The sequence below is a fragment of the Paenibacillus polymyxa genome (assembly GCF_018614975.1).
GTDB classification, from domain to species: Bacteria; Bacillota; Bacilli; order Paenibacillales; family Paenibacillaceae; genus Paenibacillus; species Paenibacillus polymyxa_E.
Genome location: NZ_JAGGNR010000019.1, coordinates 61,189 through 81,071, shown reverse-complemented (window position 1 = coordinate 81,071; position 19,883 = coordinate 61,189). Strand labels below are relative to the sequence as shown.

Sequence of the window (19,883 nt, the reverse complement as noted above, 5' to 3'; positions counted from 1 at the left end):
CTAAAAAATAAGACGTTTACTAATTTCCCTGCTTATATATCAAACTCCGTTATCGGGAATTATCTTGATGAAGATGGGTATATGGGACCAATTGGAAGTGGTGCTATATCTTTAGATAAACGAAGTGCAGTAATTAAGGCGTTCTCTGAGTCAGTTGAACGTAGATCGCTGTTATTTGGTTCAAAATCAATTGATGAAATGAGCCTTGCTTATGATTTATTAAATGAGAGAACATTTGAAATTCCTACAAAGTTAACAAAATATAATGAATATAATCCTGTTGTAGATACTACGGGGACAGCTGTTCACAACAATCCAGATTATGCGGTATATAATGCCTTGGTTGAATTGTTGGAGAAAAATTGTGTTTTTTTATTCTGGTATGGAAAATGGGGAAGAAAATTAAAAGTTGAGAAATATAAATCAATATATACAAATAAAATGGAGGAAGAGGGACTACGAATTCATTTATTTGTTCAAGATTTCTTTTCTCCATTATTGGTAGTTTTATGTATGGTTGAAGATAAAATGGGAAAGATTACGTACAAATTTGGTACCGGCTCAGGATTTGATATGAATTCTGCTGTGAGTAAAGCGGTATCGGAAGCTTACTTCTTGGGAAGATACCATGATTTAAAAAATTATTTTGAGAACCAAACTCTTAGCGATTATTATCAATTAGTAAATTCTCCAAAAACAGTAAATCATATTAATGATTTACTTGATATAGAATACTTTAACGATTTTTCTACTGGGGATTATAATGAACTGAATGTTAAATCAAAAATTTTGAATATAATTAATAATTTCCCTGCATGGATCACAGGTGTGTATGTTTTGGTACTGCTTCAGAAAATTCATGTTCCCTCTATTTCTGTCAAAGTGTCTTCAAACGAATTATTGACGCATGTACCCTTTAAAAAATTTATAGATGAGAAAGTAATGATCAATCAAAAGACATTAGGGCTTTCGTTTAAAAGTTTAGACTCCTTACCCGACTGTCCGATAATTTAATGGAGGTTAGTCATGAATAACGCTGCACCGTTCATTAAGAAATCAATAAATATTTGTCAGTCTACTTTTGTTCATAGACCGAAAGGATGTACTATAAATTCATATTTACATTCTGAGATAGTGGGCTTTTCAAAAAAAAATAACGTTAGACAGTTAATGAAGTCATCTATTGGTGAATTCGAAGAACGATTAGCAGGTATAAAATATCTAAAAAAAAATTCTAATAATAATAAGCCTATCTTTCAAGCGTTTAATCTTATATCAGGAGAAACAATTAATGTAAATGCAGAATCAATATTGTTAAATCATAATTTGCCAATTTTTGATTCTATGGAACATTGTGATTTTACAGATAGTACGGGAAATGCAGCACATGTCAGAAGTGATTTGGTTATTGAAAAAGGGTATATGGAATTTATAGAGCGACAGTCTTTAATTTTTTCTTGGCTCAGTAAAAGTCCTGGTGAAGTGGTAGAACTTGAGCATATACAAAATGAAAAACTAAGAACGAAAATAGTGCATATTAACTCAGCATTGAAAAACTTATCTTTTTATAGCATTTCTATATTAGAGGGCATATACGTGATAATGTGTGTAGGTTATGGAGATAAAGCATTTTCAGTTGGTTTAGGAACCTCATGGAATCTAGAAACAGCATTGGAATCAAGTTTGGATGAATTTGTAATGATATTTGAGAGCGTAGTTTGTCACAAAGTGTATCGGGAGGGTACAGATCATAATTACAAAAACATGTATATTGAAATGTTTTATTCTATGCATATCAGTGATTTCTTAGACGAGATTAGTTACTTGCTAAATAATAGAAAATTATTGAAATATTATCCTTATGAGGATTTAATATCAGATAATCAGTTATTTAATTCGATTAGAAAGTTTAAACAAAGGTTTGACATAGATGTTTACGTTTCTCAAATGATATCCCCTTATCCTGAGAATAAGATCAAAATAGCAAAAGTATTTTCTCCGGATGCTTTTCCACATATTAATACATTGCTCTACAATCCTAATGACTTTAAAATATCTGAAAAATTAACAACGAATATTTATCCAAATAAATTCAAAATGATACCATTCGCTTAAAAGAATTGAGGTTCCTATAAATGATAAGAAAAACGTTTGAGTTTTATATTTTTTTCAATAAAATTATATTAAGAGAAGGAATAGGGAACTACTTATGGTCGTTGTTGATGCCTATTCTAATTTTTGTATCTATTAATATTAATTGGTTTTATAAAACACCCCCAATACATGAAATCATTTCTTCTTTCAGTGCAATTTGGTCTTATAATTTTGTAGGTATTTTCCTTTATGGCATTGCAAGTAGAATCTCAATTTTCCGAGAAAATGGCTTTCTGAGATCTTTTACTTATGTTGCAGGGGACAAAAAGCCTATTATTTTTAGTTTGTACTGGATTCAAATTATTCATGGCTCGATCATTGTCTTAGCATTTACCATAATCTCGGCTCTTATATTCAGATTACCTGTGATTGAACTGGTTGAAATTTCAATTGTATCGTTCTTAATCGTTAGTCTTCCTTTAGCAATGCTAATGTTGCTGTTAGCTGCTCTACCAGTAACTACAGCTACACTTAACTCTGTTGCAAGCTTGGTTATGTTACCTGCTCTATTCATGACTATGTTCAGAAACTATAATTATACTCAAATGAACGACTTATTCTTACTCAGTCCAGTTGAATATGTATCACGAATCTGTCGTATGATATCAGATTTCTTTTTTTATGGACAAACAAAAGAGAACTTCTCTCTTTTGTTAGTTATTACTTTTGTTTATTTAATTATAGGTATATTCTCATTAAAATTTCTTAAAATTAACTCTAAAATTGTTAGAACTTAGATTGGAGATAATCATGATCAGTTTGAATAACATATCTTTCAATTATCCTAAAACTAAATTTAATGTCATTAATGGAGTGGATATAACATTTGAAAAGAACCTTGTTAATGTACTTATAGGATTAAATGGTGCCGGTAAAACGACACTTTTTGATTTGTTAATTGGACAGTACAAGCCTTCTGAAGGTCAGATCGTAAACCTCCCCAAATACGAAGATATTCTGTATCATCTTCAAGGAGCTTTTATTTCGTATTTAGTAACAGGTAAAGATTATGTACGCTTAATATTCTCAATATCCGGAAAAACATTCATTGATGATAAAGAGGCAATAATGAGTAAAATAGACTTGAAAAATGAAAGAGAACTTACCTTATTTAGTCAGCTCTGGAGTAAACGAATAGGTCAGATGTCTGTGGGCGAACGAAAATGGCTCTATATTGTAACTTTAACGCAAATTAAGAAAAAACTATATATTTTTGACGAACCAACGGCTGGAGTAGATCCGTCATCAAGGGTTAAAATTTACAAAAGAATAGAAAAATTGACAGAACATGAAAACTCCACGATTATTTTCTCTACACATCACTTGCATGAACTCAAGGATATTAAATGTAAAATTATATTTTTACACAAAGGTGAAATTTTATTTCAGGGTGACTACACTCAGTATATTTCGAGTTTTGATACTACTAACCCAGATGAAATATTCGATCTATTTATAAGTTGAGACTGTTTATCTAAAAAAAGATAGCAACTGTTTTTACAGTTGCTATCTTTTTTTAGGTTTTTTTTTGGTTATTAGGTGTAAACAAACTAAAGCTAGTTAAAAGCATGGATAATTTTAGTTTTAAGTCTAGGAATAGGAACCTTGTTGCTCTTGAGGGCCAGCCTTGTCGCTAACTGAGCGTTTGCGATAACCTGCAAAGACTACACCTGCAATAACCACAACGATGAAGAGAATGCGCAATGCCGGATGTTCAGTAAAGTAAGGCAAGAGTCGCTGTTCCTCAGTGATCATGTTGGAAGCCGTATACCCAAGAACAATGGCTCCGATATAGATGATCCAAGGAAAGTGATTAATTAGCTTGATAAACAGGGTACTGCCCCAGACGATAATAGGTACACTAATCAGGAGTCCAAGAATGACAAGCACGAGATGCTGCTGCGCTGCTCCAGCTACTGCAATCACGTTATCGAGTCCCATGGCTGCATCCGCGATCACGATGGTACGAATAGCGGTCCACAAGGAAGTTCCCGCCTGGATATCATTGTGTTCATCCCCCTGATCCGCCAATAATTTATAGGCAATCCAGATCAGAAGTATGCCTCCCACAAGCAAGAGCCACGGAACTTTAAGCAACCATAAAACAACAACTGTTGCTAAAATTCGAATCAAAAGTGCGCCGCCAGTTCCATATAGAATCGCCTTTTTCTGCACAGAAGGGTGCAAATTTCGAGCTGCGAGACCAATGACGATGGCATTATCCCCAGCCAGAATGAGATCAATAAAGACAACGTTCAGCAAAGCCAGCCAGAATGTGGGACTAAATAGCTCCATGATATATGTCACTCCTTATATACGGTTCAATCATTAAGAATAGCATGGACAACTCCGACATACAAGTTAATGTGGGGGGATGAGGACATGGATACACTATGGCTGTTAACTGAAATTTTAATGATCAATCTGGTATTAAGTGGAGATAATGCGGTTGTGATTGCGCTTGCCAGCAAGGATCTGCCACCAATACAACGCAAAAAAGCGGTATGGTGGGGAGCTTTTGGTGCGGTGCTGCTGCGTTGTGTGTTAACCTTTGTAGCGGTATTATTGCTGGGAATTCCCTTTATCCAAGCGGCAGGTGGGCTGCTGCTACTCTGGATTGCAGTAAAGCTGCTGCTTCAAAATGAGGATGAAGTACATATTCGAGAAGCTTCTACGACCTGGAAAGCCATTCAAACCATTCTGATTGCCGATTTTGTAATGAGCTTGGATAATGTTTTGGCCATAGCAGCTTTGGCAGATGGAGATTTGGCTCTGATCGTCATTGGTATTGCAATCAGTATCCCCATCGTCGTATGGGGGAGCGGGTTAATTGTTGGTTTGTTGAAGCGATTTCCGATTCTTGTATTCGCCGGATCAGGCATCCTAGCCTTCACAGCAGGTGAGATGGTGATGAAAGACCCCAAGTTAGGAGAATGGCTGGGAGGTATGGCATCAGAGGTGCATACGTTATTACCTGGAGCAATGGCTGGTCTTGTAGTTGCGATTGGAGGCGCACATAAATTTGTGCGGAAGAACGCATAGTTTGATTTCGGGAAATTGCTTGGACAAAAGGCCGTCTGAACCATCCGGTTTAGGCGGTTTTGTGTTGAGAGAGATACTCTTGTCCATGCAGTTCTCATTGGGCTAGTCATAAGTTGCAGATTTTAGGGTAATACAGGTAAAGAGCGCACGCAAAGTGCGACATAAAGTATAGTTTTTTGCCGACACATCGGATACACTAGAAGCAGGGTTACAGGTTAGGAAACCAACAGTCAGCGTGGAATGCGTATCGTTTATTAAAAAATAAAGTACATAGCTCTGGAATAAGAGGTGATTGCAGATGAGAATGAGAAATGAAAAAGCGATTGGACTATTTATTGTAGCTGCGGGAATTATTATTCTGCTTGGCAAGTTTGGTGTGTTTGGATTTATTGGTCGTAATTTCTGGCCTTTGCTGATCCTGCTGCCAGGCATCGCCCTTCATGCGTTTTATTATGCGCGTATTTCACCATCGTGGTCACTTGTTCCTGCCGGCATACTAACGGTGTATGGTGTTTTATTCAGTATAACGAATACATGGGGCGTTGGACTTATGAGCAGGCTGTGGCCAGCATTCTTGCTTGGGATCGCCATAGGGTTACTCGAGTATGGAATGGCTGAGCGGCGAAGACCTGAGTATGTGTTACCTGCAGCTTTGATCCTTGGTGCGGTGTCCATCATATTATTTGGATTTACCTTGCTGCAAACGGGAATAATCTATGTAATTGCTGTCCTTTTGATCTTGGGCGGAGCCTGGTTATTGCTTGGACGAAGACGTCAAGGGAGAGGCTGGTAACATTCCCAGTGGTCTTTTCGTGCGAAATATCTTGATTTTTACCTATAATAAACTATAATATAAGGGATATAGACATGCGTCGGGATATCACCGACGCTTATTTTGTGAGTAACCTGCGAAATTGCGGGAAGTTTAAGTAGATATGATTTGAAATTGGAAAGGATATGGATACAAAACATGCATTCAAGAGAACACATTCGCAATATTGCGATTATTGCCCACGTCGACCACGGAAAAACAACACTCGTTGACAAGTTGCTCCAGCAATCCGGTACTTACCGAGATCACGAAACGGTACAGGAGCGCGCAATGGACTCCAACGATTTGGAGCGTGAACGCGGTATTACGATTTTGGCCAAAAACACGGCTATAACTTATAAAGATTACCTGATTAATATTGTGGATACACCAGGACACGCCGACTTCGGTGGCGAAGTGGAACGTATCATGAAAATGGTTGACGGTGTATTGCTCGTTGTTGATGCATATGAAGGCTGTATGCCGCAAACGAAGTTTGTACTTCGTAAAGCACTGGAGCACAACCTGACACCTATCGTAGTTGTAAACAAAATTGACCGTCCAGCGGCTCGTCCGTCTGAAGTCATTGATGAAGTATTGGACCTGTTCATTGAACTGGGTGCCAACGATCAACAACTCGAATTCCCTGTTGTATATGCTTCCGCACTAAACGGAACATCCAGTATGGAAGATGACCCTGCCAAACAAGATGACAACATGATGGCGATCTACAATACCATCGTTAGTCATATCCCACACCCTACCGAAAAAGTGGAAGAGCCGCTTCAATTCCTCGTTACTTTGATGGACTACAATGAATACCTTGGCCGTATTGCCATTGGTCGTGTTAACCGCGGTGTGATCCGTCAAGGACAATCGGTAACGGTTATTATGCGTGATGGTAAGAGCAAAACTGCACGTATCGAGAAACTGTTCGGTTTCCAGGGTCTCAAACGTATTGAGACGGAAGAAGCAGGAGCAGGCGACATCGTTGCAATTGCAGGGATCAAGGACATCAACATTGGTGAAACCATTGCCGACCCTAACAACCCGGAAGCTTTGCCAGTTCTGAAAATTGATGAGCCAACACTCCAAATGACGTTCCTCGTGAACAATAGTCCGTTTGCGGGTCGTGAAGGTAAATGGGTAACTTCCCGTAAACTTCGTGAGCGTTTGTTGAAAGAATTGGAAACAGACGTTTCTCTTCGTGTTGACGAAACGGAAAGCCCAGATGCATTTGTCGTTTCCGGACGTGGTGAGCTTCACTTGGGTATCCTGATTGAAAATATGCGTCGTGAAGGATATGAGCTTCAAGTATCCAAACCAGAAGTTATCGTAAGAGAAGTTGACGGTAAGAAAATGGAACCTGTTGAGCGCTTGTTGATTGATATCCCTGAAGAGAGCATGGGTTCCGTAATGGAGAGCCTGGGCGCACGTAAAGCAGAGATGGTTAACATGGTTAACACAGGTAGTGGTCAAGTTCGTCTGGAGTTCCTGATTCCAGCACGTGGTTTGATCGGATATAGCACAAACTTCCTGACATTGACTCGTGGTTACGGTGTAATGAACCATGCATTTGACAACTACGCTCCAGTAGTATCCGGTCAAGTGGGTGGACGTCACCAAGGTGTACTGATCTCAACTGAAACGGGTACATCTACGTTCTATGGCATGATGGGCGTAGAGGATCGCGGTACGCTCTTCCTGGAGCCGGGAACTGAAATCTACGAAGGTATGATTGTTGGTGAACATACACGTGACAATGATATCGTAGTTAACATCTGCAAAGAAAAACAACTGACTAACGTTCGTTCTTCAGGTAAAGATGATACGGTTAAAATTAAAACTCCGATTATCTTCTCGTTGGAACAGGCGCTTGAATATCTGAATGAAGATGAATACTGTGAAATTACACCAAAATCTATTCGTCTTCGTAAGAAGATCCTAAACAAATCCGAGCGTGAGCGTGCAGAAAAACAACGCAAAATGGCTTCTAAAGCCTAATAACAACAAAATAGTATATATAAGTTAGCATTTGATGGGCCCAGCAAGTAACGAGAGGGTTGTAAAGCTAAAGTAGTGTAGGGATCAGAATCGATTCTGAAGAAGCGAAGCGCTCGCCTTTATCCCCGGATTTTACCATTGAAAAATGGATCAAAAAAATCTGGGGATAACAGCGATCAGAAGAACGAGCTGAGACCGAAACGGTCACGATGCACGTACTGGCTCTCTAAGTTGCTAAAGGGAATTCCATCAACCAGTTAACTTATCCTAGCATGAACACGAAAGGAGCTGGCTGTGCATGCAAGCATGGTTCGCATCACACCCGATCGTAGCCTACATCGTCATCTTTGTATTGATCACTTACGTATATAATAAGGTGTTTCGGGTACGTCAGAAATTACCACTTGGTAAGGAAATCGTTCTCTATATATTGATGGCGATGGGCACATTCATGCTTCTTATTTTTCAGATCGACAAGCTTCCCATCATTCAATGTTTGTTGGTGGCGGTCGGTTTGATGTTGTTAGTGAGAGTGCGTTATTTCATTGAAGGACGTCAAAAGAAAAAAGCGGAAGCTGCCGCTCGAAATCCATAAATCCTGTCTTGTACAGACCATCCGTTTTCCTTAGGGAAAGCGGTTGTCTTTTATTTAGACAAAAACAGATGTGATAAAGGTGTTGAAGATATGAACTCAAATTCGAACGGACTGCCTCCACGTAGACAGGCACCGACGCAATCCGGTGCTTCTGGATCAAAGAATGGCAAGGGCAAGCAGCCTAAGAAGAAAAAGAGAATGAATGCTTTTGTCAGAATCCTTTTAAGTCTATTGGTTATTGCCATTGTGGTAGGCGGTGGATATGCGTACTGGGTATACAATCAAGTCGTGGATACAGGCATCGATAAACCGGTACCTCCCGGGATGTCAGCCACAACCAAACCGATCACGATGCTGTTATTAGGCACAGATAACCGTCCTGAAACGGGCACATATCTCTCGGATGTTGTTATGGTGGCTTCGTTGAATCCGGAGACCAAGACGGCAACCATTGTATCTTTGCCTCGAGACACGCGTATTCAATTGGATGGGTACAAAGCGAGCAAGCTGAATTCCTATTATCCAAGATTCAAAGCACAGGAAAAAACCACTGGCAAAAATGCAGAGGATCAGATGAAAGAAATGATGGGCAAGTATTTGGATGTAGATATTAATTATACAACCGTCCTGAATTTCCAGGCATTCCGTGATGCTGTCAATGCCGTGGGTGGCGTGGATGTGACTGTGGATAAAAATATGTGTTATAGAGATACAGCCGATGGTACAGATATCAATCTGGTCGCTGGTGCACAACATCTCGATGGTAAAGCGGCACTGGATTTTGTTCGTTACCGCAAATCCAATTGTAATCCAAAGACTGATGAATCTAATGACTTTGATCGTAACAAACGTCAAAACCAAGTGCTGAACTCCATGCTGGATCAGATGAAATCTCTTGGAGGCATTACAAAGATCAGCAAAGTGATTGGTGCAGTTGACAAGAATATGACGACAGATGTGGAATCGGAACAAATGAAAAACTTTATCTCGACGTATTGGAACATTTCCACCTCGGATGTGCATTATACTCCGGTTACCGGAGAGTGGAGAAGTCCATATGTTTATATTAATGAGACGGAACTTGCCAATGCAAAGCAGGCTTTGCAAGATACACTTTCAGGTAAAGTAACGGCTTCACCATCAGGCGAATAACCTTCATTCTTTTGGGATTGGAAGCACGTTAATCGATATGCTATAATAACATAAACCAAGTACAAGAATTGCATAAAGAAGGTTAGGGGGCTGGTTGAATGTCCGAAGCCGTCACACAATTAACTGAATCTCTTTTACAGCAATTCAAGAATGAGACCTTTGTGCTTCTGAGCACAGTGGATGTAGAATCCGGAGGTCCGACTTCAACAGCCATCTCCTGGATTTATGCGGAGAATGCTTCTACTTTTCGTGTAGCAATCGATCATCGTTCCCGTCTGGTGAACAACATGATGACTAATCCGCTCATTACGGTTACTGTCTTTGGAGAAGAGACGGTGTATGCCGTGAATGGACGTGCTGTGGTACGACAAAATCCACTGCAGGATGTTCCATTTAATATGTGCTGTTTCGACATTACGATTGAAGCGGTGCGGAATGCTCTGTTCTACGGCGCTCAACTGTCTTCTGTGCCTCAATATGTCAAAATATATGATCAGCGTGCTGCTGAGAAATTAGATGAGCAGGTTTTTGCTGCCATGAAAAAAGCCTAGTGAGAGATCACTGGGCTTTTTGTTGTCTTTTGTCCGATGAATGCTGCTGCATTTGTTGCTCCTGATTCTGGTGTTCATCCGGATTTTGACGGACTTTGACGTCTTTTGGGAGTTGTGGAATAATTCGTCCCACCATGTCTGCGAGTTCTGAAGCAAAGCCTGAGATCGGGTGCCCTTGTCGAATATGTTCACCAATTTCTTTAATTCGTTCAGTGACATCCGCATCTGCAGTAACAATGGAATCTACACCTTCGGGGTCTTTACGAAGCGCTTCGGCAACAGCGTATTTGATGGTACCTACCCGAGCACGTTCCAGTTCACCATCAACATCAATACCAACGACAGCAGTATTACCAAGTATGACGCAGTTCGCATCTTCAACACCTTCCACTTGCTTGGCAAGGGCTTTAAGGTGACTAATTCGTTTTTCATTTGGCATCCGGCCACTCTTTGCATCATCCGCAATGTTGGTATCGTGGACTTCACCTGTATTTTCATTAAGACGGTTCAAACGTGAAGGATTCATCCGATCTTCCTGTGCATCAAGCATGTGAGATCCTTTCCTTTGATCTTGCTGAGTTGTAATATTTCCTCCGTAACTTCTTGGATGTGACGTATGCGGTTCCTGAGAAGCGTTACGTGTGGTACTGTTGCAACCTGTAAGTATACAGATCAGAAGCAGCGTGCAAACCCATATTTTCATAAATGTTCATCCTTTCTTGGAGTTTTTCAGAATGGTTGACAATTATTTTGCCCTAGTCGAATACATTTATGTATGGGATCATGATTGTCCATGCCGCTGCTGAAAGATCACACTATCCATGCCTTTAACGACGCCGCTTTGGAGGGGATTGAATGAAAAAGATTTTTGTATTGGATACCAACGTGCTTCTGCATGACCCCAATGCTATATTTGCCTTTGAGGAACATGAGGTAATCATTCCCGCGGTTGTACTGGAGGAAATCGACTCCAAAAAAAGAAATGCCGATGAAATTGGGCGTAACGCCCGCAATGTATCCAGACTGTTGGATGGATTACGTGAGATGGGTCACCTGCACAGTGGAGTACCTTTGGCTAATGGAGGTAATCTGAAAGTAGAGCTGAATCATCGGAGTTTCGTGAAAGTTCAGGAAATGTTTGGAGAAGTGTCCAATGATAATCGGATTTTGGCTGTCGCGCTGAATTATCAGATCGAGGAGAATGAAAAGGAAGTAGTCGAGCGTCAGGTCGTGCTTGTCAGTAAAGATGTACTTGTGCGTATCAAAGCGGATGTACTTGGTCTGTTCACACAGGATTACTTATCAGATCGGACGGCAGGACTCAGTGAGTTATATCCAGGTTATACGGCCCTAAAAGTTCATCCGTCAGTGATTGATGAGTTTTACACATATCGTTTTTTACCAATCAAACCGTTACAGTTGTCTTATTCGTTGTATCCGAATGAATTTGTCATTCTCAAGGATGAGATGGGTACCAATAAATCGGCTTTGCTTAAAGTGAATACAGAGGGAACAAAGCTGGAGCCGCTTTTCCTCAGTAATGATAATGTCTGGGGTATTAGCGCACGTAACGCACAACAACGCATGGCACTGGAACTGCTTTTGAATGACGACATCCCGCTTGTTACCATCACCGGTAAGGCTGGAACAGGGAAAACCTTGCTGGCACTGGCAGCAGGTCTGCTTAAGGTAGAGGATGATCATAAGTACAAAAAACTGTTGATCGCTCGCCCTGTCGTTCCGATGGGGAAAGATATCGGTTACTTGCCTGGTGAGAAGGAAGAAAAACTACGTCCATGGATGCAGCCGATTTATGATAATCTGGAGTTTTTGTTTGACACCAAAAAAGCCGGAGATATCGATAAAATATTAATGGGGCTTGGCAGTATTCAGGTGGAGGCCTTAACGTATATTCGTGGAAGATCGATACCTGGACAGTTTATCATTATTGATGAAGCCCAGAATCTGTCCCGCCATGAAGTGAAGACCATTGTATCAAGGGTCGGTGAAGGCAGTAAAATTATTTTGATGGGAGACCCCGAACAGATAGACCATCCGTATCTTGATTCTGCCAGTAACGGTCTGACGTATATTGTGGAACGGTTCAAGCAAGAGGGCATCAGCGGACACATCATGCTCGAAAAAGGAGAACGGTCCAAGCTGGCACAGCTTGCAGCTGATTTATTGTAAAATTTAGGGGATTTATTTCCCGGAAAATGTTGTTGCTATTGAAGCCGGCTTCTGGAGCCGGCTTTTTGCTGAAAAAATAAGTAAGCGTTATTACACAGAACTCGATATGCTCGTATTATGCAAAAATCCGAAAAAGTGTTTTTCAGCAGGGTAGGACAAGAGTACTACTTATTTGTTACAATAATTGCTGCAGGAAAAAACTAGGTGCACAGGGAGGGAAGTTAATGAAGCGTAGACATCAGGTTGTTTTGTTCGCGGTATTGCTGCTTTCGTTAACGATCTTGTCACCGAGTTTTGACTTTAGAGGTTCGCAGCTCAATCAGGAACGCGATCAGGAGAAGGATACCTTTCCAGGTTCTTTGTCCCGTAATGAAGATGCTCAAGCTCCGCTAGAGATTGTAGTGGCCATGTCGGATGAAGAGTTTCAAGCCTTTCAAAAAATAGCCAAAGAAGTTGCTGCTTCCCAGCTGGTGGAGATTAATCTTCGGAATGTGAAGCAGGATACATATAAGCATGTTTTGGATCTTGAATTTTCACTAGGAGAGAACGGTGATGTTGTTCTGCTTGATAGTGAGGAAGTGCAATATTATGCCCAAAAAGGGTACCTGTATCCGTTAAACGGAACAACACTATCGAAGTCGCTAGGAGATACGGTAGTTGAGTTACGAGGAATGACAGAGTGGAATGGTTATCAGTGGGGAATGCCTTTTGATTTTGATCCGTACATTCTGGCTGCACAATCTTCATTTCTGAAGAGAGCTGGTCTAGAGTCGTTACCTCACAATAAAGATCAGTGGGTCAAACTTACACAACAAGCCATTGCGGAAGGCATCCCTTTAATTACAATGAAAATAAATGATATGTACGGGATAAATGCGTGGCTGAATCATTTGGAACCGAGGATGGCACCAGATCAAGTTAAACGAACACAAATAGATTCGCAAACGGGGGATCTTCAGCAGGGGATTCAGTTGATGAATCAGATTCAGCCCCTTATTAGGCTCGAGTCCACCAATCCTCCAACTGCTGACCAGAACGACACACCGATGGTTGTATCATTGTTATCTCAATTATTAAGTGCCAATCAAGCGAGTACAGTTGATGAAGATTCCTTGGAACGGATTTCTTTCGAAAACTTGGAAACTGTAAATTCCAGAAGCCTTGTCATTACTGCGGATTCGGTTGAGGCAGAGGAGGCCAGTAGATGGATTGAAGGAATGACGTCCGCTACGATACAGTTGAAATGGTACCAACAGGTTAACCGGTTGCCCGCAAAGCAACAGGAACTGGATATGGAGACTGAGAAACTCTTTGGACGTTATGACATGACAAAGGGACAACCCTGGTTCTCAACAACCCAAGATGTCCCCGCTGCAACGACCGAAAGTCATCCTCTAATAACTCGTATTCATCAAAAAGTACAACAATTCTTAAAGGGACAAATTACAGCGAATCAATACGTAGACAGTATTAGAACGACGAATTAACTTTAAAAGGATATAGCTAGTTTTACTTCCAGTATGCCTTCACTTGTTGAAACATCGGTTGCTTTGACAAACGAAAGGATCTTCTGTGGATAGAATCCAAGGTCGAATTCTCTTTCCAGCATTCGGCGAGTGGTGTCTGGTAATTCAAGCTGGTTGAATACAAGTTTGTCCACATGAAAACGAATGGAGTTTTGAGGTTCATTTTCTACCGTATAATGTCCTTCGATGCTTAATTGCAACTCATCCCGCTGACCGGAAGCTATAATCTTATCCTGGTTAAACTGAAAGGCAAAGTCTTCAAAGATTGGATTTTGGGAACGCAGAAATGCATTAAGCTCATCCTGCCCAATTCGAATCGTATACGTTGTTCCAGTCGTGGATATACCTCCGTTTTGTTTTTGAATAAAATCAGGCAGGTTCTGCATGGCAGATGCCAATGCTTTGAAATATCGTTTCACCTCGTAGATGCCGATATTCTCCCAATAAAGGGTTAATTCATCCATCAGTTTCTGAATCGCTGCCGCATCCCCGCTGGTGGCTATCTGGGCATCCACTTCTTTTTGCAAGGTGATTACACGTTCCCGCTGGTTTTGAAGATTAGTCTTCATTTCGGTTAATTCTGTTGTAGTCTGACGAATCTGAGTAGAGGTCTGTTGCAGGGTGCGATAACGGTCCTGATACTTGTCCAGCACAGCCTGATCCCGTCCGATAATAATCTGGTAATAATCATACAGTACAAACAGATCTTTGAATGACCTGGCTCCCAGGACCGTCATGAGGAGACTGTCGCGTTCTCCTGTGTAGTAGGACCTCACTACAGCTCCGGCCCGATCTTGCTGAATATGTATCTGCTCTTCCTGTTCCTGAAGCTGGTCGGATAATGTCTCGTATTGTTGAGCCAGCTGCTGCTGCCTTTCGGTGATGCGTTCGATCTCGTGATCGATTTCAACGATGGATAGACTTTTTTGCAATATCTCACGTGTATCCTCAGGTGAAGACTCTCCATAGGCATGGGCTAAAGGTAGCTGGAGGAATAAAATGATGCATAATATAAAGGCGGAAATGCCGTATTGACGTTTCACCGATCCATTCTCCTTTCCACTTCTTATATGACAATCGTACAGGCTTGTTGTCTTCCAGACAATATATGAAACAAATACGTGAAATATCCTTAGTGGTTACATAACACCATGAGCATTCATTTAATCTGAACACAACAAAAAAGCAACCCGACAGATATCGGATCACTTTGATGCTGCAGGTGGATTAGAGCGGCAAACCCATTTCGAATACGGTCCAGTAGCTGAACCCAGTGAATGTTACGATCATATAACCCCAGAAGAGCAATATGTACGTTCGCTCGGTAAATTTCAAGTATCCCAAAATGACAAAAAACGCAGTCTGCAGGAAAAAAAGCAAAGCCATTTCGACCAGATCTCCCGCAAAAGCCATCAGGCCAATTGCAAGCGTGAAGAACCCGAGTACCCGAAACATGCGTGCCACGGTAAATCCTCCTCTCCTAAGTACGTTCATAGATTGTCTACACAACATTATACCGGGAAAGGAAAAACGTGTAAACAAATTTGGATATGAAAGCGAATTCTTTTTTTCACCAAAGTAAGTATAGAGGGATAAGTTTTACGTATGTCACGTATGAGCAAGCCTGAATGTGGAAATACATTTTAGTATGAAATCAATTCTATGAACTCTATGAGAGGCATAAGAATGAATGAAGCAGCTTTTATACCTAATTCACATACCGGGCTTCCGGTAATGCGGACGGTTATTTTAGGATGTTGTTAGGAGGGTATTATAGCATGACTGCAGTGAGACAGGATGCTTGGAGTACAGAGGATGATTTGATATTGGCAGAGGTTACTTTGCGTCATATTCGGGAAGGTAGTACACAATTGGCCGCTTTTGAAGAGGTGGGCGAGAAAATAGGCAGAACGTCTGCCGCATGCGGCTTTCGCTGGAACAGTTGTGTACGTAAAAAGTATGAGTCTGCGATCAGTAACGCCAAGGCACAACGGCAAAAACGAAGTTATCTCAGAAAACAGCCAGCTATGCTCGGACCACAGGTTGCTGCATTGTCTACCCTGGACACTGAAGAACATCTGTACAAATCAGATGGGATCTCAGACGATTCATTATCGATGGATGCAGTAATCCGCTTCCTGCGACAATGGAAGGGAACAGTGCAGGAGAGTAATCGTCAACTCAAGATGCTGGAGAAGGAGCTTCGGGAGAAAGAAGATGAATTGCTTGAACTGCGTCTTGAGAATGACCGTCTCTCCAAGGAAGTGAATGAAGTACAGACGGATTACCGTGTGGTGAATGATGACTACAAAGCTTTGATTCAGATTATGGATCGGGCTCGCAGACTCGCATTTTTGTCCGAAGAAGAAGAGGAACTTAAGACACGTTTCAAGATGGATGCCAACGGGAATTTGGAACGAATTGAATAACAAGTTCAGACGTTTGATTTGTGAAATTCAGGTATGAGCCCGCCACACCTCCGTTACACAACGGCAGGTATGACGGGTTTTTAGTTTGGTGTTTTTGTTCTATTATAGATAATAAAAGAGAAACTACTGAAGCGAAGAGGAGTGCATCATATGATCATTGACATCGTAGGAGCGGGGGCACTTGGTCTTTTGTATGGCGGGAAACTGCTGGCGTCAGGTAACCAGGTCAGATTTTGGACCAGAACAACTGCTCAGGCAGACCTCCTCAGTCATGATGGAGTAACCATTGTGGAACAAGACGAGGAGATACATATTCTACCGGAGCAAATACAGGCGAAACCAATAAGTGAGCTGACTGACACATGGAAGAACACACCAGGAGAATGGTTGCTGCTCATGATTAAGCAGACAAGCATTGATGATTTCATTCATGAGATCAATCCATTACAAGATTATGTGCTGAATGTCGCTTGTTTTCAGAATGGGATGGGCCATCTGGCGAAACTTCAAGCAGCTTTGCCGAAGTCGCTTCTGTGTAGTGCGGTTACAACAGAAGGTGCGAAGCGTACACAAAGTCAGGTGACTCGTGCAGGTACAGGTGAAACCAGGCTGGGGAGGTACAACATACATATAGTAGCTTCTACCTCTATAGAAGAGAGGGAAACATTTACTCTAGCGGGATTATTGCAGCAGGCAGGATTTGACTGTACAGTGTCGAATGAAATCGATAAGCTGATATACAGGAAACTATTGATTAATTCAGTCATTAACCCGCTCACGGCAGTATGGAGAATCCCTAATGGAGAATTGATCGTTAAGGAAGAACGAAAGAGGCTAATGCGCCAGTTATATGATGAAGTATTGTTAATCTACTCTGCAAGTGGAATATGTTTGGATCAGGATATGTGGGATCAACTGATATCGGTCTGTCGTTCTACTGCCACGAATACTTCCTCCATGCTCGCAGATGTTCTCGCTGGACGTGGTACAGAAGTGAGGTCAATTAACGGTCATATTGTAAAGATGGCACAGAAGTTGGACCTTGTTGCACCTACACATGAAATACTGCTTCATCTGATTGAAGGAATGCAACCGGAAGGAGTGAGTTAATGGGACTTTTTATTGTGTTGAGCATATTGCCCTTTTTTCCGTTCTTTCTTGTCTATTGGGGCATGTACGTATGGAAAAAAGACAAACGGAACGCCATGCGGATGGCAATGGATGTAACCACTTTTTTTCTTGTTTTTTCAGTATCGGCGTTATTCAACTTAACATTTGATTCGAATTTTGGTTTTTATCTGACATTATTACTCATACTACTAGCACTTGGATTTATCGGAGGTGCGCAAAATCGACTAAAGGGAAAGGTCGATGGGGGGAGAATGTTCCGGGCCGTATGGCGCATGGCCTTTGTCATCATGAGTTTCGGGTATATTTTGTTTACTTTATTTGGATTATTTAGATACTTCATGCAACAGATGTGAGGATACATAACGCAAAAGAGGCAAAAAATGTGTCGATTTTGTCGAAAACTGAAAAAAACATTACTTTCTGAAAAAGTAATGTAGATTTTTTTGACCGGTGGTTGTATAATCTATAAACATATAAACCATATCCATTTAGGGGGAACGTGTTAGATGAAAAGGAAAAGTCTATTAGTCCTTTTGACGCTGATTTTGGCGTTCGGTACCGTACTTGCAGCGTGCGGATCGAAAAACGAAGGCACAGGTAACACCGATACTGGTTCTGCAAGCGAAGGAAATGGTCTCGCTAAAGATCAAATCCTGAAAATCAACCTGACTGCTGAACCTCCTACGTTGGACCCGGCTCAAGCAAAAGACAGCCAAACCAACACAGTTCTGAAATTTTTGTATGAAGGTCTTGTACGCATCGATGAAAACGGTAAAGAAGCCGCTGGCGTAGCTAAAGACTGGACGATCTCCGAAGATGGTTTGAAATATGTTTTCAACCTGAACCCGGATGCTAAATGGAGCAACGGTGATGCAATCACTGCCGAAGACTTTGTTCGTTCTTGGGAACGTGCTTTGAAACCGGAAACAGCTTCTCCATATGCATACCAATTGTACTATATTAAAGGCGCTGAAGGTTACAACCTCAGCAAAGATGAAACATACAAAGGTACTAAAGTCACAGATTTCTCACAAGTAGGCGTTAAAGCTACGGATGAGCACACACTTGAAGTGACGTTGGAAAATCCAACACCTTACTTCTTGGGTCTGACAGCATTCTATACGTACTACCCAGTACATGCATCTGCTGACACAAATGACAAATTCTTCACAGACTACAAAAACATGATCGTTAACGGACCATTTGTAATGGACCAGTTCGCTAAAGGTCAGAAAATCGTTGTGAAGAAAAATGATGCTTATCACGCAGCTTCTGATATTAAATTGACTGAAATCAATATGTCTCTGACAAGCAGTAGTGCTTCCGAACTGCAAGCTTACAAATCAGGACAATTGGACTACACTGGTCATCCGAATGGTGAGATCCCAACAGACCAAATTCCTTCCCTTAAAGCTGAATTGCCGAATGAGTTCAAAGCAACGGGTATCGCAAGCACGTATTACTACCAGTTCAATGTAAATGAAGCTCCATTCAACAACGCTAAAATTCGTAAAGCATTTGCGATGTCCATTGAACGTCAACTCATTGTTGATAAAGTAACACAAGGTGGACAAATTCCAGCATTCGGCTTTGTACCTCCAGGTATCCGTGGTGAAAACGGTGAATTCCGTGATGAGCACAAAGACGATTACTTCACTGAAAATGTGGATGAAGCGAAAAAATTGCTTGCTGAAGGTATGAAAGAAGAAGGCTACACGACGTTACCTGCTGTTACTTTGATCTACAATACAAGTGATGGTCATGCGAAAATCGCGCTTGCTGTTGCTGATATGTGGAAGAAAAACCTTGGGGTTGACGTGAAAACAGAAAACCAAGAATGGAAAGTATTTTTAGATAACCGTCAAAAACAAAACTTCCAAATCGCTCGTTCGGGCTGGTCTGCTGACTATAGCGATCCGTACAACTTCTTGGAAATGTGGACTACTGGAAACACAAACAATGATGCCAAATTCAGCAACGAACAGTATGACAAAGATGTTAAAGACACTGTGAAATCTGCTGATCCAGCTACACGTATGGCTGCTTTTGCTGATGCTGAGAAAATCCTGATTCAAGATGAAATGGGCGTAATGCCAATCTATTATTACACTAACGTATCTTTGACCAAGCCTTACCTGAAAGGCGTACAACTTGATTTCAGTGGAGCAATTGACTTCACGCGTGCATATCTGGAAGAGAAATAAGTTGTTCTGAAGTCTAATATGAATACTTCGGGATATATATGTGGAATTCCATATATATCCCGATTTTTTGTATGTGCACCGAATTTCCTTATAA

The 19,883-nt window shown here is 41.1% G+C and carries 20 protein-coding genes; 16 read left to right on the top strand and 4 right to left on the bottom strand.

Annotated elements, in window-relative coordinates; genetic code table 11:
• The first annotated feature begins 81 nt into the window (after positions 1-81).
• The 4 genes from J7E78_RS17805 to J7E78_RS17790 are packed head-to-tail and all read left to right on the top strand — an operon-like array spanning position 82 to position 3,618.
• A complete protein-coding gene (locus tag J7E78_RS17805; RefSeq protein WP_215077542.1) occupies positions 82-1,014 on the top strand; it encodes a YcaO-like family protein in 933 nt (310 codons plus the stop codon).
• Between the two features lie 12 nt (positions 1,015-1,026).
• On the top strand, positions 1,027-2,115 hold the full coding sequence (locus J7E78_RS17800) for a YcaO-like family protein (protein WP_215077541.1): 1,089 nt from the start codon (positions 1,027-1,029) through the stop codon (positions 2,113-2,115).
• A 20-nt stretch (positions 2,116-2,135) separates the two neighbouring features.
• The gene (locus J7E78_RS17795) at positions 2,136-2,891 is read left to right on the top strand and encodes a hypothetical protein (protein ID WP_215077540.1); all 756 of its coding nucleotides are present in this window, start codon (positions 2,136-2,138) and stop codon (positions 2,889-2,891) included.
• A 13-nt stretch (positions 2,892-2,904) separates the two neighbouring features.
• Positions 2,905-3,618, top strand: a complete 714-nt coding sequence (locus J7E78_RS17790; RefSeq protein ID WP_215077539.1) for an ATP-binding cassette domain-containing protein — start codon at positions 2,905-2,907, stop codon at positions 3,616-3,618.
• Between the two features lie 126 nt (positions 3,619-3,744).
• On the opposite strand, the gene J7E78_RS17785 is transcribed toward J7E78_RS17790, so the two are convergent.
• Positions 3,745-4,449, bottom strand: coding sequence for a TerC family protein (locus J7E78_RS17785; protein ID WP_215077538.1), 705 nt, complete (start codon positions 4,447-4,449; stop codon positions 3,745-3,747).
• A gap of 87 nt (positions 4,450-4,536) precedes the next feature.
• Between J7E78_RS17785 and J7E78_RS17780 the strand changes: the two genes are divergently transcribed.
• The 6 genes from J7E78_RS17780 to J7E78_RS17755 all read left to right on the top strand — a co-directional run bounded on the left by J7E78_RS17780 (position 4,537) and on the right by J7E78_RS17755 (position 10,309).
• The gene (locus tag J7E78_RS17780; protein WP_215077537.1) at positions 4,537-5,196 is read left to right on the top strand and encodes a TerC family protein; all 660 of its coding nucleotides are present in this window, start codon (positions 4,537-4,539) and stop codon (positions 5,194-5,196) included.
• Positions 5,197-5,494: 298 nt separating this feature from the next.
• Positions 5,495-5,989 (top strand): hypothetical protein, encoded by a 495-nt coding sequence (locus J7E78_RS17775; protein WP_215077536.1) that lies wholly within the window; start codon positions 5,495-5,497, stop codon positions 5,987-5,989.
• 177 nt (positions 5,990-6,166) lie between these two features.
• Positions 6,167-8,011: a translational GTPase TypA gene (gene typA / locus J7E78_RS17770; protein ID WP_215077535.1), complete on the top strand. Its 1,845-nt coding sequence runs from the start codon at positions 6,167-6,169 to the stop codon at positions 8,009-8,011.
• A gap of 298 nt (positions 8,012-8,309) precedes the next feature.
• Positions 8,310-8,606 (top strand): YlaH-like family protein, encoded by a 297-nt coding sequence (locus J7E78_RS17765; protein WP_215077534.1) that lies wholly within the window; start codon positions 8,310-8,312, stop codon positions 8,604-8,606.
• A gap of 90 nt (positions 8,607-8,696) precedes the next feature.
• Positions 8,697-9,758: an LCP family protein gene (locus tag J7E78_RS17760; protein WP_215077533.1), complete on the top strand. Its 1,062-nt coding sequence runs from the start codon at positions 8,697-8,699 to the stop codon at positions 9,756-9,758.
• A 98-nt stretch (positions 9,759-9,856) separates the two neighbouring features.
• Positions 9,857-10,309, top strand: coding sequence for a pyridoxamine 5'-phosphate oxidase family protein (locus tag J7E78_RS17755; protein ID WP_215077532.1), 453 nt, complete (start codon positions 9,857-9,859; stop codon positions 10,307-10,309).
• A gap of 7 nt (positions 10,310-10,316) precedes the next feature.
• Here J7E78_RS17755 and J7E78_RS17750 read toward each other — a convergent pair whose 3' ends face one another.
• Positions 10,317-11,012: a YhcN/YlaJ family sporulation lipoprotein gene (locus J7E78_RS17750; protein ID WP_215077531.1), complete on the bottom strand. Its 696-nt coding sequence runs from the start codon at positions 11,010-11,012 to the stop codon at positions 10,317-10,319.
• A gap of 152 nt (positions 11,013-11,164) precedes the next feature.
• Here J7E78_RS17750 and J7E78_RS17745 point away from each other — a divergent pair, with 152 nt between their 5' ends.
• Positions 11,165-12,499: a PhoH family protein gene (locus J7E78_RS17745; protein WP_215077530.1), complete on the top strand. Its 1,335-nt coding sequence runs from the start codon at positions 11,165-11,167 to the stop codon at positions 12,497-12,499.
• Between the two features lie 224 nt (positions 12,500-12,723).
• A complete protein-coding gene (locus tag J7E78_RS17740; RefSeq protein WP_215077529.1) occupies positions 12,724-13,986 on the top strand; it encodes an ABC transporter substrate-binding protein in 1,263 nt (420 codons plus the stop codon).
• Between the two features lie 2 nt (positions 13,987-13,988).
• Here the strand turns inward: J7E78_RS17740 and J7E78_RS17735 are convergent, their stop codons facing one another.
• Positions 13,989-15,068 carry a coiled-coil domain-containing protein gene (locus J7E78_RS17735; RefSeq protein WP_215077528.1) on the bottom strand — a complete coding sequence of 360 codons (1,080 nt, stop codon included), beginning with the start codon at positions 15,066-15,068 and terminating at the stop codon, positions 13,989-13,991.
• A gap of 184 nt (positions 15,069-15,252) precedes the next feature.
• Positions 15,253-15,489 carry a DUF2626 domain-containing protein gene (locus J7E78_RS17730; RefSeq protein WP_017687281.1) on the bottom strand — a complete coding sequence of 79 codons (237 nt, stop codon included), beginning with the start codon at positions 15,487-15,489 and terminating at the stop codon, positions 15,253-15,255.
• Between the two features lie 314 nt (positions 15,490-15,803).
• Here J7E78_RS17730 and J7E78_RS17725 point away from each other — a divergent pair, with 314 nt between their 5' ends.
• From J7E78_RS17725 to J7E78_RS17710, 4 genes are all read left to right on the top strand, one after another.
• Positions 15,804-16,454 (top strand): RsfA family transcriptional regulator, encoded by a 651-nt coding sequence (locus J7E78_RS17725; RefSeq protein WP_215077527.1) that lies wholly within the window; start codon positions 15,804-15,806, stop codon positions 16,452-16,454.
• 150 nt (positions 16,455-16,604) lie between these two features.
• On the top strand, positions 16,605-17,564 hold the full coding sequence (locus J7E78_RS17720) for a ketopantoate reductase family protein (RefSeq protein WP_215077526.1): 960 nt from the start codon (positions 16,605-16,607) through the stop codon (positions 17,562-17,564).
• Positions 17,564-17,938, top strand: coding sequence for a DUF3397 domain-containing protein (locus J7E78_RS17715; protein ID WP_215077525.1), 375 nt, complete (start codon positions 17,564-17,566; stop codon positions 17,936-17,938). Before J7E78_RS17720 ends, J7E78_RS17715 begins: the two co-directional genes overlap by 1 nt.
• A gap of 153 nt (positions 17,939-18,091) precedes the next feature.
• A complete protein-coding gene (locus J7E78_RS17710) occupies positions 18,092-19,789 on the top strand; it encodes a peptide ABC transporter substrate-binding protein (protein ID WP_215077524.1) in 1,698 nt (565 codons plus the stop codon).
• Positions 19,790-19,883: the final 94 nt, after the last annotated feature.